Origin of the sequence: Lacticaseibacillus rhamnosus, assembly GCF_900636965.1 — a bacterium.
GTDB classification, from domain to species: domain Bacteria; phylum Bacillota; class Bacilli; order Lactobacillales; family Lactobacillaceae; genus Lacticaseibacillus; species Lacticaseibacillus rhamnosus.
In genome coordinates this window covers 889,179-904,203 of sequence record NZ_LR134331.1, presented here as the reverse complement: position 1 = coordinate 904,203, position 15,025 = coordinate 889,179, and the positions used below count along the sequence as shown (strand labels likewise).

Here is a 15,025-nt window from a genome sequence, read left to right as displayed (position 1 = left end):
CGTTATTGCTTCTGAGTCCTTTCTCTCAGGGCTTTGCGCTTGGGACGATGCATGATGGAGCAACAAGTTTGTGATCAATATCCGTAAACCAGTGCGGTAACTGACGCCAACGATACCCCAAATGATCACGCCGAATAAACCCAGCTGTTTGTAGCAGTTCCAACCAGTGTTTACCGATTAGTGTGCCGAGGGTTCCTGCTGGCAACAACGGCGTCCAGACATTCGGTAGCGCCGCCAGCCAGAAGTTTAAATTGTCGCGATCCGTAAACGTCCGCCCTTCAAACGTCAGTAACCATTTAACCCTTAACAATAATTCCGGGATGCCAAAATGCCGCAGCGGATGTGAACGGTGATGCACAATCCATGGAACCCCGTGTAAGTTATGATGCTGCTGATATGCTAACGCCTGAAGCGCCAGCCATGAAGGTACTCGCTTTTGTAAAGACAAACCGATATGCCTAGTCTGACGCAACCCATCTACCAGTTCCGGTTGCCAACATTGTTTAGGAGAGCACCGCTGAACATAATAAGTCAATAGACGTCCATTTGGCATCAGCTGAACCCGTGTAAGTTTGCCAGCTTGCGAATTCAAATACCACAGTGTCAACAAGTTGTCTTCCAACGTTAAAAACTTTCGTGCCTGTCTTTTACCACGGTTATGCTGATACCGCCGTCCTAAAATCCAAGTGACTTCCCACCCACGCGCGTGATACATCGTGGTACGCTTTTTCAAATCGGGAATACTTAACGGACTGGCTTGGAATTCCAATACTTTTGGCGGGTTACGGTGAACAAGAATATCTGCCCGCTGCCGAATGTTGGCATCATAGTACTCCAACGTAGCCGCCTGCTGATGCAATCGAAGCCAGGTTACCAGCCAACTTTTACCTGTCAGGTGTTCGACACTCTCCGGTTCTCCTTCATTGTCTGATCGCTGCCGATGAGCAAAATGTGCCGGCATCACCACACCATTTTTAATCAAAACGTGTTGTTTGCAGATTGGACAATGGAACGATCGGTTGCGTAGTTGTTGCGCCTGTTCATGACTGGTTAATATGACTCGCCGGTTTTCTTCATCCAACGCTACAAACATCATTCTCACCTCATGAATAGATTACGCCGTCAATTAAAAATGCCTTGCGCCGCCATAAAATCATGAGACGGGCAAGGCATTTTTCGAATGCAACTGCAAAGTACGTTATTAAAAAAATAAACCGGCCATCAGAAATGCTTCCATGCTAAGAATTTAAAGTAGCGGGTTAATTCTTAAAGCTATGGATTGGTGCCGGGATGCGACCGCCGCGATTAATAAATTGACTGGCATCCCCATCATTAACCGCCATAATCGGGGCAGTTCCAAACAAGCCGCCAAATTCGACTTGATCACCGATTTGCTTACCGGGTACCGGAATCACGCGCACTGCAGTGGTTTTATTGTTAATCATGCCAATCGCTGCTTCATCGGCAATCATCCCGCTAATTGCTGCATCTGGCGTATCACCAGGAACGGCAACCATATCCAACCCAACGGAACAAACTGCCGTCATCGCTTCCAATTTTTCCAAACTGATTTGACCATTAGCCGCTGCTGTGATCATGTTGGCGTCCTCAGAAACCGGGATAAACGCACCGGATAGACCGCCTACTCGTTCAGCAGCCATGATCCCGCCTTTTTTGACCGCATCGTTAAGCAAAGCGAGTGCCGCAGTGGTTCCTGGCGTGCCAACATGGCTAAGACCCATCGTTTCTAAAATCTGGGCGACGGAATCACCTTGAGCCGGCGTCGGTGCGAGACTTAAATCGACAATATTAAACGGTACCTTTAGCCGATCAGCAGCAACCTTTCCAACAAATTGCCCCATTCGTGATACCTTAAATGCCGTTTGTTTAATTGTTTCGCATACTTGTTCAAAACTGGCATCCGGTTCAGCGGCGAGTGCGCGCTGTACCACGCCGGGACCGGAAACACCGGTGTTGATCGCAACATCACCTTCTGAAATCCCCCAGAAGGCTCCTGCCATAAACGGATTATCTTCAACTGCATTACAAAAGACGACCAGCTTCATGGCATTTTGCGGCTTCCGATCAGCCACCTGTTTGACCACCGTTCCCATCAACTTAACGGCATCCATGTTCAATCCACTACGCGTACTGCCAATATTTACCGAAGCGCAGACCCGTTCTGTCGTTGCTAACACTTCCGGCAAACTCTTCATCAGCGCGGTTTCGGCCTTGGTACTGCCATTTTGGACTAATGCCGAATACCCACCGATTAAATCTACGCCCAGATCCTTAGCGGCACGATCCATCGCATAGGCAACCGGCCGAAAATCAAGCATTTGATCCGCTCCAGCTAAAAGACTAACCGGGGTCACACTGATCCGCTTATTCACAATCGGAATGCCATACTCATCACTAATGGCATCCGCCACCGCTACCAAATTGGCCGCCTTTTTCATAATCTTAGCGTAAACATGATCAGCGGTTGTTTGTAAATTACCCGTCACACAATCCAGCAAGGAAATCCCCATGGTTATCGTTCTAATATCCAGATTTTCCTCACTGATCATTTCAATTGTTTCTTTAATCTGTTGCGTCTCCATGATCAAGCTACTCCTTTATAGTGAGCGTGAGCCGGCGCGCTTAGAAGTCGGAGTGTAAGCGGCCTTAAGCGTGATGGCCCGCTTCTTGGCCATTGCGCTTAAGGTCCTTACACGCAGACCCCTGCGCCGGCGAACGCGTTATGACTAAACCAGCTTACAGACGGTGCATCGCGTCAAAAATCTCCTGACGGGAAACTTTGATCTCCACACCGATTTTGTCGCCTAAAGCTGTTAGTTGTTGCTTAACAGTTTTGAAACTGGCATCATCCGGAATTTTAGCCAATAACATCATGGTAAAGGCGCCTTGCATAATGGTTTGTGACACATCTAAGATATTAACATCTAAATTAGCGAGTGCAGTGGTAACCTGCGCTATGATCCCGACCTTATCTGTCCCAATAACGGTTACGATGACTTGCATGATTCTTTCCTCTCTTTAAAAACAATTATTTTGGTTCATACGGTGAAACGATGCTTTATTTTACCATAACCGATGAAGTAAGCTGCGAAGATTTTCAACAACTGCCTGCAGTCCTCCACTCCCAAATTCGCATCCGGCAATTAATGCTTATACCTAAATAAGTCAATCTGGCGCTGGTCTTTTGTCATGGTAGAATCAACTTTGGAGGCAGAAAATGAAAGTCGGTAAATATTTGGTAGCACTGTTTGGTATGTTCCTGCTCGCATTAGGATTAACCCAAATCCACCCTGATCACCAAACACCGTTAACTGACGATGCCCATCCACGCATCTGGGTGCTTAGTGATACGCATTTTATTGCGCCTAGTTTGCACGATGAACGCAGCGCCTATACCCAAATCAAACGATCAGCCGCGGGTAAAGATATGGATTATCAACCAGTTGCTATTCATGCATTAGTGCAAAACGCCTTAAAATCACGGCCAACCGCCTTAATTATCACTGGGGATGTGACGTTTAACGGTGAGAAAACCAGTGCTGAAAGCTTGATGCACCGACTACAACCGCTTGTTGACCACGGCATTAAAGTGTTAATCATCCCCGGAAATCACGATATTTATGACGGTTGGGCCCGCGCTTATAAGGGACGCCAACAACGCCTGACTGAACAAATTAGCCCCAGCGACTGGCGCCAGATCTTCCACAGCAGTTATGAACAAGCTGCTGCCCAAGATGGGAACAGTCTAAGTTATCGCGTAAATCTCAATCACCAATACCAATTATTGCTGCTAGATAGCAACATTTACACGATTGAGCCATCTAATCGTCCGCCTAATACAGGTGGTAAGCTTTCTCCGCAAACGATGACCTGGGTGCGCCGCCAATTAGCGCTGGGTGCCCGCGCGCATCGCAAGTCAATTATTTTCATGCATCACAATCTATACACGCATAACGAAGCCGTCAATCAAGGTTATGTTTTAGACAACAGTGACGCGTTAAAAAAATTGTTAACCCGCTATCACGTGCCCTTAGTCTTCTCCGGGCATATTCATGCTCAAGACATCAGCCGCGACCCAGCTGGCCAGTGCCCGACTATCGAAATTGTCAGTGGTGCATTTTCTATTAGTCCCGCTAGTTATGGGGTCGTCACGTTTGGTCCCCAGCAAATTACTTATCAAAAACAGATCACCGACCTGACGCCTTATCTCACCGCAAAACAGCGAAAAAATCCTGATCTCTTGCACTATCAGCGTTACTTGAAAAAATTATTTCTGCAAGATGGTGAAGCGTTAGCCTATGGTGATTTAATGGACAATAATGTGACCAATCAGCGTGATCTTGACGCCGCTGCCAGATTAATGGGTATTTTGAATTGGCGCTTTTTCACCGGAAATGATCATCCAAGTCGCGCTGAACTTAAACGGTTGCATGCCGACCCCGGTTGGTCCGTGCTTGAACGTTCAGCCATGTTACGCCGATATCTGAAAACCATTGTTCAGGATCACAATCTAGGCGATCAGTATTTACGCCTCAAGCTTCGATAACACGTCCCATATCAAGTAAACTGGTTTGTGCAGCACAATATTAAAAAAGCTCGGATTCAAGGAGAACCATTCCGTCTCTTTGAATTCGAGTTTTATCTTGAAAAAGGCAATTTAATTCTTGTCCCGATCACCGCTGCGGCTGCTGTGCCAAATGAGTGGTTAGTCGGTTAATCGCCTCGGCAACAAGCTTAGGATCAGTAGCTAAATTTAAACGAATATAAGTTGCCGTTTGCGGTGAAAACCATGCACCATAATCAACGGCCAATCCGCACACCCCTTCAACAAAGTCTTTGATCTGACTTGGCGCAACATAAGCACCAATATCAACATAAGCCAAATAAGTCCCTTGTAAGTCGGCCAGGGTCGCTTGTGGTGCCGCCGCGGCTAAACAAGCTTGCAGTTGCCGATAATTGTAGCGAACCACTTGTAAGACCTGATCTAACCAAGCAGCGCCATGCCGATAAGCAGCTTCACCGGCCACTTGCCCCATCAAGCTCGTATCAACCGGATGCAGCTGCTTAATGAAGGCATCATAACTCGTACGCAACGCTTGATCGGGAATAATAATGTGTGAATTCAGCAAGGCGGCTAAATTAAATGTTTTTGACGGCGCATTGAGCACAACAAGCTTTTTTCGAGCTTTACCTTCAGCGACCTGTAGAGCGGATGTAAACTTCGGCCCACTCACTTCAAGATCACCGTGAATTTCATCAGAAACCACTGTCACATCATACCGACTTGTGATGGCAAAAAGTTGTTCTAACTCATCTCGGGTCCAGATCCGACCAACCGGATTGTGCGGTGAACACAGAATCATCGCTTTAATTTCATTCGCCGCCAAGGTCTTTTCTAATTGGTCAAAATCCATGCGCCAACCATCAGCGGTTAATTGCAAGTCAACTGATACGACTTTACGTCCAAGATCATTAATGGCATTCATAAAGGGATAATAAACCGGCTGCATGATGAGGACCGGATCACCAGGTTCTGTCAGCCAGTTCACCATCGCATACAGTGATTTGACAACGCCAACGCCAAAACGCATCCACTCAGGTTCAACCGTGATGCCGTGTCGTTCTTTTTGCCAGTTAATGAACGCTTCGTAATAAGACTGCGGGCGAATGGAATAGCCAAACGTCCCTTCCTTGACGCGAGCTGTCAATGCATCCAAAACTGCTTGAGGCGCCTTAAACTCAGTGTCGGCAATCCACATAGGCAACAAGTCAGCCCGGCCAAATTCTTCTTTCAGACCGTCCCACTTCACAGCATTGCTATTATGGCGATCAACTAAGTGCGTGTCCACAAACGTTGCAATATCAGTTGGCAAATCTTCCATCAATGATCCCTGCTTTCTTGCTTTTGTTGTCATTGTACGCATCCAGTAGAACCATGTCCACCGTCATCAAGTACCCAATCAGTCATCCGGCAATCCTTTTAAAGCCTTAGGATAACAGCTCCTCAACCGCTGGCTCGATTGCTTCAGGAGTTGTTTTAGGTGCAAAGCGCTTCACAACATGACCGTTGCGATCGACCAAAAACTTGGTGAAGTTCCATTTGATCGACTTACCCAATTCACCTGGAGCCTCGGTCTTTAAATACTTAAACAACGGCGCCGTCTGCTGACCATTGACCTTGATCAGTTGATGCATCGGAAAGCTGACCCCGTACTTCATTCGACATGCCTCTGCTGCAGCATGTCCATCCGCCAGCTCTTGCTTAAACTGATTTGATGGAAATCCTAACACGATCAAGCCTGCTTTTTGATACTTTTTATACAATGCTTCCAAACCGTCGAACTGCGGGGCAAAACCACATTTGGTTGCCGTATTGACGATCAACATCGGCCGGCCTTTATATTTATTCAATGAATACTTGGAACCGTCTTCTAGCGTTACTTCAAAATCGTAAATTGACATGATGCTACCACCCTTCTCAAATAATCACGTTGCTTTATCCTAACATTTTTTGAATCGGACAACCCGGAAAAATATTTAAAGTTTTGCTTGCGCCCCTTCTACGCATCCGCTATAATCATTATTGTTGTTGCCGCGATGGCGGAACTGGCAGACGCGCAGTGTTCAGGTCGCTGTGGGATTTATTCCCGTGCAGGTTCGATTCCTGTTCGCGGCATTTCATAGGATATTTTAGCCTTCTTTAGAAAATGAAATGCCTATACATCAACGTTTTAGCCCTCCTAGGTTATCTTAGGAGGGCTTTGTTTTTGTTTCCAGGGGGACAAAATGGGGACCAGCCAAGGTACTCATTGTCTCACCTCCCTCTCCGTGCTACGCTTAGACGATGGAGGCGAGACAATGACACATAAAACCCATCGCGCGTTTGGCTGTTATGGCATTGCAACCATTGACCAGCGCTTGATCGTCATTCGGAAAAATGGCGGACCGTACATTCATCGATTCGATCTTCCCGGTGGCAGCTTGGATGGTCCCGAACCACTTGAGCATGATGTCTTGAGGGAGTTTAGCGAAGAAACCGGCCTAACTGCCACAATCGACCGACAGTTAGGGGCAACCAGCTTTGTTTATCCGTGGCAATATGAACGTTGGACGATTAATCAACATATTTGCGTGTTCTATGCATTGACGTTAACCGGTGGACAGTTGGCATCGTCAGTCCCACAGTTTACAGGTCAAGACTCACTGGGAGCATGTGCCCTGCCGCTAGCAAAGTTAACTTGGGAAAACGCCTCACCACTTGTCATGTTTGCCAAAGACTACCTGCAAACCGGCACCCCGAATTTATCCACGCAAACATTTAATGACTGGACGGTTTTAAAAGAGGTGCCCACACCATGAAACAACTGACGGAACAATTAGCGCGTGCCATTGTTCGTCCGCGATCACGGAATACTTATAAAGGCAGCTTCGGTAAAATCCTTATCATCGGCGGTAATGCGCAATATGGTGGTGCAGCAATTATGAGTGCCAGTGCGGCTGTTTACACCGGTGCCGGACTGGTTAGTGTTGCGACCAATCCTGTCAATCGCAGCGCTTTACACGCCCGCTTACCTGAAGCGATGATCCTGGATGCTTCCACTTCGGCACTGGAGACAGCGATCCATCAAGCGACCGTCATTGTTGTGGGACCGGGATTAGGCACGGACACGACTGCTTTGAAAATTTTAAAGCGTGTCTTTGCAGCCGTTAGTCAAGCCCAAGTGCTCATTATTGACAGTTCGGCCATTACCCTTGTCGCCGCTCATCACCTCGCCTATCCCCAAGCCCAGCTAATTTGGACACCGCATCAAGTCGAATGGCAACGTCTCTCCGGCTTGGCACTCGCAGCGCAAACAATTGAAGCCAGTCAACAAGCAGCCGCAAAAATCCCTGGAATCATCATTGCCAAAAGTGCCCAAACGCATGTATTCATCGGAAACGAAATCTATGCCAACACAGCTGGCGGACCAGCCATGGCAACTGGCGGCTCCGGTGACACCTTAACCGGCATCATTGCTGCTTTTGCGGGGCAATTCCATCCTTTGACCCAAGCTGTGTTAGCTGCGGTTTTTGTTCACTCGCATGTAGCAGACATTGTAGCTATGAACAGCTACGTCGCCTTACCAACCATGGTCATTCAGGAACTACCAGCCTACCTGAAGCAATTATCCGAATCAGCAAATTAGCTCAAAAGATGACAATCAACGCAGTCAAAAAACGTCCTTAGAATTTCGAACTTCTAAGGACGTTTTTATGTCGTCTGCGGCGCTCATCTTCATGAATCTTAACGAACACGACCCGCCAAATCGGTCAAAATCAACCGCCATTTAATAGAAAATCCAAGACATTCATCCCCGAACTGGTTTCACTGCGATATAGCTCGGTATAACCACAGCGGGTACACGAAATCGTCACGAACTTCTTGTTTTGAACATCAAAGATTTTGGAAAAATTACCGCCCGTTGCCTGAAACCGATCCGAAATATAGCTTGTATTTTGACATTTGGGGCAAATATATTGTTGTTGGTCCATTGCGCTCACCCTTTCTTGTCTATCAGTATAGGGGTGCAACTATGCCATGACAATGGATCCGTTAACGAAAAAGTAAAGCTTAAACTTAGCGTACCATCTGATCCAGTAGCGAACGCTCATCATCCGTCAGTGCCCGATACTCACCGGCGTCTAAGTCCTCAGGCAAACGTAATGGTCCCATTGCAATTCGTGTCAATGCGACGACTTCATTATCAACGGCCAGCAACATCCGCTTAATTTGGTGGTATTTGCCTTCTGTAATTGTGATATAAATTTCTTTATTGTCAGTCGCCGGTACAACCTGAACATCAGCTGGTGCCGTTGTAAAGTCTTTTAAAGCAACGCCATGTTCTAACTGGTGTTTCATCTCAGTTGTAAGTGCCTTGGCTAACTTAGCGGCATAAGTTTTTGGCACATGGTGGTTCGGTGCTAACAAAGTATGCCCTAAATTGCCATCAGTTGTGAGCAATAGCAGTCCGGTTGTATCTTTATCAAGGCGCCCGACTGGATAAAGGCCGGGCCGATAATCATGCGGTCGAATCAAGTCCAATACCGTTGATTGCGTTGGATCTTCGGTTGCGGTGATGACGCCAGCCGGTTTGTTCATTAAATAATCGACTTCAAGTGGCCCGTCCGCTTGAGCATCATTAACCTCAACGGCAACACCCGGAAGAATATTGTAGCCCGGATCCGTCACTAACTCCCCAGCAATCCGAACGCGCTTGTCGCGAATCAAGGCTTTGACTTCTTTTCGACTACCAAACTGTAAATGACTTAAATATTTATCTAATCGCATAAAATCACCGGATGTGTAAAATTTCGCGCAGCCGACTGACCCGTGCACCAATGATCATATCGGCCAAACGTGTTTTCAAAATCAAATAACCGTAAATCAAAACGCCAACACCAACTGCTACCAGTAAAACAAACGCTGCGCCAAACTGACTCTCAGGGTTAATGAGAATACCGGATACGTCCACGATCAAGTAGCAAACCGCACACATAATCAGGGAAAAAGCTAAAATACCGACGCCGCGCCGAATGGTCTGTCTGACATGAATATTGTACATCCGATTAGTCGAATACAACATCAACAAACTAGACACCGTCATGCCCAACATTGTCGCCATCACCGGCCCGTAAACATTAAAGAAGAAGATCATCGGCCATTGCGCAATGACTTTAACAGCGAGACCAACCAGCATCTCCTGAATCGCCAATCGATTATTAAACAACCCTTGAAGAATAGCAGCCAATACCGTAAATAATCCTAGAAGAATCGCCAAAATTGACGAAAATTGTAACAAGCGAATCCCAAGGAAGTCCATATCACGATAAAACAAAACATATAACGGACGCGCAACGGCCACCATGCCTAACGCCGATGGAATCATGACGATGAAGAAAAGCTGCAACGTGTTCGTAATTTGCCGCGCTAAACCTTCAACATCCCCGCGCGTTTTTGCGCCAGCCAGCAAAGGAACAACCGTAATTGCCATGGCCACTGCAAGACTGACAATGATCATGATCAGCTTGTTGGCGTTGCCGGCAAATAATGCATAGAACCGATCAAGCTGATCTTCGCTAACTAAGTAGAACGCCTTCATCATTGGATTAAACGTGTATTGATCAACAATATAGTAAATATTAATCGTTGAATCCATGATAATGAACGGAATCGCCTGCCGCGCAACATCAACTAAAATTTCGTTAACGCTGATATTGAGCGCCTGTTTACTGTGTGCCACCAAAGTATCCAATCGCGGTTTCTGCCGAACAAAATACACGACCAATAAGCCAAGTCCAAAAACTGCCCCAATGAATGCCGCAAAGGTTGAATGCACAACCGCATTCAGGTAATCATGGTTACCGGCAACCATGATGGCATAAGTCATGACAAGCATATACAGAATACGGGCAACCTGTTCAATAAACTGACTGATCGCACTAGGCGCCATTTCGTTATAGCCTTGGAAAAAGCCCCGAATCAGGCTCAACGATGGAATCAGCAACAGTGGCCATGCCAACGAGCGGAAAACCGGAATCATCCGGGCATCCCCTGCTGCGAGCAATGGCGCTAGCAACCACATTGCCCCACAAGACAGGATCCCCATAATGAACATGGCAAATGTCCCGTGATAAAAAAGCCGCATACCGGTTTTATATTCACCCATCGCATTATAGCGGGCAACTTGTTTGGAAACCGCGCCAGGCACACCAGCAGTTGAAATAATCAAAAACAGGCTGTAAATCTGATAGCCTTTAGTAAATAAAGCATTAGCCGTTAAAAAAGCCGCTCCAAGCCAAATACGCCACGGAATGACATAAATAGCACCAAGAATCCGCGAAAAAACACTGCCGGCAGTCATCCACGCCGAACCGCGGATCATTTTTTCCTTGTCTGAACGTGGCGGTTGCGTCCCGCCGCCCAGCGAATTTTCCATGATAAGCTCCTGTCGTGTTGCGTAATCCTTTATATTTTAGGCAATCCCAGCCTCACTTGCAATCTTTACTGAGTTTCTTTGTTGAATCAAAAGAAATCTTTGAAAATCGTAGTCACGTAAACTAAACCATTGCCTTCACATAATGGTTAAGGCCACTTATACTCCGGTTTACGCCCATAACGCGCTCCCCGGCGCAGGGATCTGCGTGTAAGGGCCTCAGGCGCAATGGCCAAAGACCGGCCATCACGCCTGAGGCCACTTATATTCTGGTTTACGCCCATAACGCGTTCGCCAGCCCAGAAGCCTGCGTGTAAGGACCTTGGTCGCAATGGCCAAAGACCGGCCATCACGCCCAAGGCCACTTACACTCCGGCTTCTAAGCGGGCTGGCTCACGCTTACTTTCTAACCGCGCCGGCTCGCGCTCACCAAAAAAGCGATTCCAGAGGCAGTTTTTGTCTCTAGAACCGCAATTGTGGCAATCAAACTTATCCTATCAGTCTGACCAAAATGCAACCACATTACTTAGCAACGATATTAATAATCTTACGTGGTACGACAATGATTTTTTTAATATCCTTGCCTGTCGTATACTTCTGGACATTTTCATTGGCTAAAGCAGCTTGTTTGATCTCGTCATCAGTCTCATCAACGCTCGCAGTGATGGAACCACGAAGTTTGCCATTGACCTGCACCATCATGTCGTAGGTGTCGGTTTTAAGCTTGCTTTCGTCATAACTTGGCCACGGCGCATAGGTTAAGCTGTGATCATGTCCCAGCCGTTGCCAGATTTCTTCCATCAAGTGCGGTGCGATCGGTGCGAGCATTTTGACAAAGCCTTCAACATATTCTAGCGGCAAATCATCGTCTTTGCGCGCCGAATTGATGAAGACCATCATTTGGGCAATCGCCGTGTTAAAATGCAACGCCTCATAGTCCTCGGTTACTTTTTTAACCGTTTCGTTGTAGACCTTATCCAAACGACCGTCATTAATGGTGGTGATACGATCGCGCAGCTTGCCTTCATCATCAATAAAGGCGCTCCATACTCGATCCAAGAACTTGCGGGCACCCGCCAAACCATCCGTGGACCAAGCGATACCGGCATCCAATGGTCCCATGAACATTTCATACAGGCGCAAGGTATCGGCACCGTATTCGTCCACCACGTCATCGGGGTTAACGACATTCCCTTTGGACTTACTCATCTTTTCATGATTATCACCCAAGATCATGCCTTGGTTAAACAGGCGCTGGAATGGTTCCTTGTTTGGAATCGCGCCGATATCATAAAGGAACAGATTCCAAAAACGCGCGTACAGCAGATGCAGCACGGCATGTTCGGCCCCGCCGATATAAAGGTCCACTGGCATCCACTGCTTGAGCTTGTCATAATCAGCCAAGGCCTCTTTGTTATGTGGATCGACAAAGCGCAGGAAGTACCACGAAGAACCAGCCCATTGCGGCATGGTATTCGTCTCACGCTTACCTTTACGCCCGTTCTTGTCTACAACATTGACCCAGTCAGTCAGGTTGGCGAGCGGGCTCTCACCGGTTCCACTTGGCTTGATATCAACTTCTTCCGGCAAAGTCAGCGGCAATTCATCTTCTGGTACCAGGGTTGTCTCGCCGTCTTCCCAGTGAATCACTGGAATGGGTTCGCCCCAATAACGCTGCCGGGAAAAGACCCAGTCACGCAACTTATAGTTAACTTTTTCCTGGCCAATGCCTTTATCTTCCAGCCATGCGATCATCCGATCAATGGCATCCTGTTCGTTTAAGCCATCAAGAAAGCCGGAATTAATGTGCACGCCATCGCCGGTATAAGCTGCCTCGTCAATATTGCCACCTTCAATCACCGGTTTGATTTCGATGCCAAATTTCTTAGCAAAAGCATAGTCGCGATCATCGTGGGCCGGCACCGCCATAATCGCCCCGGTACCATAAGTTGCCAGCACATAATCCGAGATCCAGATCGGCAACTTCTCGCCATTGACGGGGTTGGTCGCATAAGCACCTGTCCAGACGCCGGTTTTTTCCTTATCGAGCGCCGTCCGGTCAAGATCGGACTTATGTGCCGCTTCTTCAATATAAGCATCAACAACTGCCTGCTGTTCCGGCGTCGTAATCTTTTCAACCAAGTCGTGCTCTGGTGCCATGACGACATAAGTTGCGCCAAAAAGGGTGTCCGGACGCGTTGTGAAAACGTCAAACTTTTCCTGAGTATCGGTGACCGTAAACGTGATTTGCGCCCCGGTTGACTTGCCGATCCAGTTTCGTTGCATCTGCTTGATTGATTCAGGCCAATCCAAATCATCCAAGTCTGCAAGTAATTTATCGGCGTACGCTGTGATCTTTAGCATCCATTGCCGCATCGGCTTACGAACAACCGGAAAACCGCCCCGCTCCGTTTTACCATCAATCACTTCTTCGTTAGCGACTACGGTTCCCAAATCAGGGCTCCAGTTAACCGGAACTTCAGCTTCATACGCTAGTCCATGTTTATACAGTTGTTCAAAAATCCATTGTGTCCATTTGTAGTAATTCGGATCGGTCGTATTAATTTCCCGGTTCCAATCATATGAAAAACCAAGGCTATTAATTTGACGCTTAAACGTTTCAATGTTTTGCTTAGTAAAAGTCCGGGGATTGTGACCGGTATTCAAGGCATATTGCTCAGCTGGTAAACCGAATGCATCCCACCCCATCGGATGCAAAACGTTAAATCCTTGCATTCGTTTCATCCGCGCCACAATATCGGTCGCGGTGTAGCCTTCTGGATGTCCAACATGCAAGCCCTGGCCTGATGGATATGGGAACATGTCTAATGCATAATAATTCGGTTTCTTCGGATCGGTTGTGGTGTTGAATTCGTTATGTTCGGCCCAATAACGCTGCCACTTCTTATCGATCTCATGATGATCGTATGCCATTTTGTTACCTCCCACTTATTTTCAAACAAAAAGCCGCCCTAGTCTTCATTAGGACGGCTCAGCCGCGGTACCACCTAAGTTCTGCTTTCACAGCGCTCAAAAGGGGTAACGGTCCGGCCGGCTGCGATTACTCCGTTCACCGCAGCAACTTCAAAGGTCAGTTCAGTCTTAGCATCGTCAGGCTCGCACCACCGCCTGCTCTCTGAAACCCGCGCCGACTTACTACTCCTTTGTTCGTTTGATGATTGCGTCAATCATAGCAAAAACCATGAAAGTGTTCAATGGTCTTTATGCTATTCTAGTCATATTAGTTATTTTCTTTGTCAATCTGCGGAAACGTCAACGCGTCACCGTGGATTAACCAAAAGCCGACTAAACGGTATTCAGTCGGTTATCAATTTACGTTTACAGGAGGTTGTCTTGTTGCATCGTCGGTCATTGCCACTTTATTTTTCAGGTACTGCTTTTATGATCTTCATTATTTTCTTAATTGGCATCCTCAATCAAGCCAGCTGGATTCAAACGACTGATCAGCATGTCATCGCATTTGTGACCCGGTTCCATGTGGATGCGCTAAAGCCAATCCTCATCGTCATTACCGAACTGGGCAATCCGAGCATTCTGATTTTTTTAACGCTCGGGTTAGCAGGGGTGCTTTTGATCTATCGTTATCGTATCGCCGCTTTATTTACGGCTAGTGTCGGTGCCATGATGGGGATTCTAAATATTGGTATTAAATATCTAGTCCAACGGCCGCGTCCATTCATCGCCGACCCGCAAATTCGCGCTTTGGTACAGGCTGGCGGGTTCAGTTTTCCAAGTGGGCATTCAAGCGGCACGATGATGTTTTATGGAACCTTGATTCTTTTAGCATGGACTTTTGTCAGGCGACCGACTGTTAAATGGACGATAACCTTATTGGCTGGCGGCATGATTGGATTGACCGGTTATTCGCGAATTTTTGTGCGGGTTCATTATCCAACCGATGTCTTCGCAGGCTTCGCGCTCGGGTTTGCCTTATTAATGCTCAGCTGGTGGTACTTTAGCCCGTATTTCTCCCGCCGTCATCAGCGCCATGAAAAAAGCAGATAACAGCT

The 15,025-nt window shown here is 47.2% G+C and carries 13 protein-coding genes, 1 tRNA gene and 1 other annotated feature; of the genes, 5 read left to right on the top strand and 9 right to left on the bottom strand.

Annotated elements, in window-relative coordinates; genetic code table 11:
* Positions 1–25 precede the first annotated feature (25 nt).
* The 3 genes from EL173_RS04695 to EL173_RS04685 all read right to left on the bottom strand — a co-directional run bounded on the left by EL173_RS04695 (position 26) and on the right by EL173_RS04685 (position 3,024).
* The gene (locus tag EL173_RS04695) at positions 26–1,093 is read right to left on the bottom strand and encodes a competence protein CoiA (protein WP_014571209.1); all 1,068 of its coding nucleotides are present in this window, start codon (positions 1,091–1,093) and stop codon (positions 26–28) included.
* Positions 1,094–1,259: 166 nt separating this feature from the next.
* On the bottom strand, positions 1,260–2,603 hold the full coding sequence (locus tag EL173_RS04690; protein WP_005688634.1) for a PFL family protein: 1,344 nt from the start codon (positions 2,601–2,603) through the stop codon (positions 1,260–1,262).
* Between the two features lie 154 nt (positions 2,604–2,757).
* Complete coding sequence (locus tag EL173_RS04685) at positions 2,758–3,024, bottom strand: ACT domain-containing protein (protein WP_005687240.1); 267 nt, start codon at positions 3,022–3,024, stop codon at positions 2,758–2,760.
* A gap of 214 nt (positions 3,025–3,238) precedes the next feature.
* Between EL173_RS04685 and EL173_RS04680 the strand changes: the two genes are divergently transcribed.
* Complete coding sequence (locus EL173_RS04680; protein ID WP_005688631.1) at positions 3,239–4,567, top strand: metallophosphoesterase; 1,329 nt, start codon at positions 3,239–3,241, stop codon at positions 4,565–4,567.
* Positions 4,568–4,694: 127 nt separating this feature from the next.
* On the opposite strand, the gene EL173_RS04675 is transcribed toward EL173_RS04680, so the two are convergent.
* Both EL173_RS04675 and EL173_RS04670 read right to left on the bottom strand, forming a co-directional pair.
* On the bottom strand, positions 4,695–5,903 hold the full coding sequence (locus tag EL173_RS04675) for a MalY/PatB family protein (protein WP_015764365.1): 1,209 nt from the start codon (positions 5,901–5,903) through the stop codon (positions 4,695–4,697).
* Positions 5,904–6,009: 106 nt separating this feature from the next.
* Positions 6,010–6,483 (bottom strand): glutathione peroxidase, encoded by a 474-nt coding sequence (locus tag EL173_RS04670; protein WP_005688627.1) that lies wholly within the window; start codon positions 6,481–6,483, stop codon positions 6,010–6,012.
* A gap of 129 nt (positions 6,484–6,612) precedes the next feature.
* On the opposite strand from EL173_RS04670, the gene EL173_RS04665 reads away from it, so the two are divergent.
* The 3 genes from EL173_RS04665 (at position 6,613) to EL173_RS04655 (ending at position 8,207) form a co-directional block, all read left to right on the top strand.
* A tRNA-Leu gene (locus EL173_RS04665) sits at positions 6,613–6,697 on the top strand.
* 182 nt (positions 6,698–6,879) lie between these two features.
* Positions 6,880–7,380: an NUDIX hydrolase gene (locus tag EL173_RS04660; protein WP_005687236.1), complete on the top strand. Its 501-nt coding sequence runs from the start codon at positions 6,880–6,882 to the stop codon at positions 7,378–7,380.
* Entirely contained in the window at positions 7,377–8,207 is an 831-nt protein-coding gene (locus tag EL173_RS04655; RefSeq protein ID WP_005688624.1) for an NAD(P)H-hydrate dehydratase, read from the top strand. The genes EL173_RS04660 and EL173_RS04655 overlap by 4 nt, the downstream gene beginning before the upstream one ends.
* Before the next feature lie 130 nt (positions 8,208–8,337).
* Here EL173_RS04655 and EL173_RS04650 read toward each other — a convergent pair whose 3' ends face one another.
* The 4 genes from EL173_RS04650 to leuS all read right to left on the bottom strand — a co-directional run bounded on the left by EL173_RS04650 (position 8,338) and on the right by leuS (position 13,928).
* The gene (locus EL173_RS04650; RefSeq protein ID WP_005688621.1) at positions 8,338–8,553 is read right to left on the bottom strand and encodes a zinc ribbon domain-containing protein; all 216 of its coding nucleotides are present in this window, start codon (positions 8,551–8,553) and stop codon (positions 8,338–8,340) included.
* Positions 8,554–8,638: 85 nt separating this feature from the next.
* Positions 8,639–9,349, bottom strand: coding sequence for a pseudouridine synthase (locus EL173_RS04645; RefSeq protein WP_005688618.1), 711 nt, complete (start codon positions 9,347–9,349; stop codon positions 8,639–8,641).
* Positions 9,350–9,353: 4 nt separating this feature from the next.
* On the bottom strand, positions 9,354–10,997 hold the full coding sequence (locus tag EL173_RS04640; RefSeq protein WP_014571206.1) for a putative polysaccharide biosynthesis protein: 1,644 nt from the start codon (positions 10,995–10,997) through the stop codon (positions 9,354–9,356).
* Between the two features lie 519 nt (positions 10,998–11,516).
* Positions 11,517–13,928 (bottom strand): leucine--tRNA ligase, encoded by a 2,412-nt coding sequence (gene leuS / locus EL173_RS04630; RefSeq protein WP_005687226.1) that lies wholly within the window; start codon positions 13,926–13,928, stop codon positions 11,517–11,519.
* Between the two features lie 46 nt (positions 13,929–13,974).
* Positions 13,975–14,168: a binding site (T-box leader), on the bottom strand.
* A gap of 180 nt (positions 14,169–14,348) precedes the next feature.
* Here leuS and EL173_RS04625 point away from each other — a divergent pair.
* Positions 14,349–15,020: a phosphatase PAP2 family protein gene (locus EL173_RS04625; protein ID WP_005688613.1), complete on the top strand. Its 672-nt coding sequence runs from the start codon at positions 14,349–14,351 to the stop codon at positions 15,018–15,020.
* Positions 15,021–15,025: the final 5 nt, after the last annotated feature.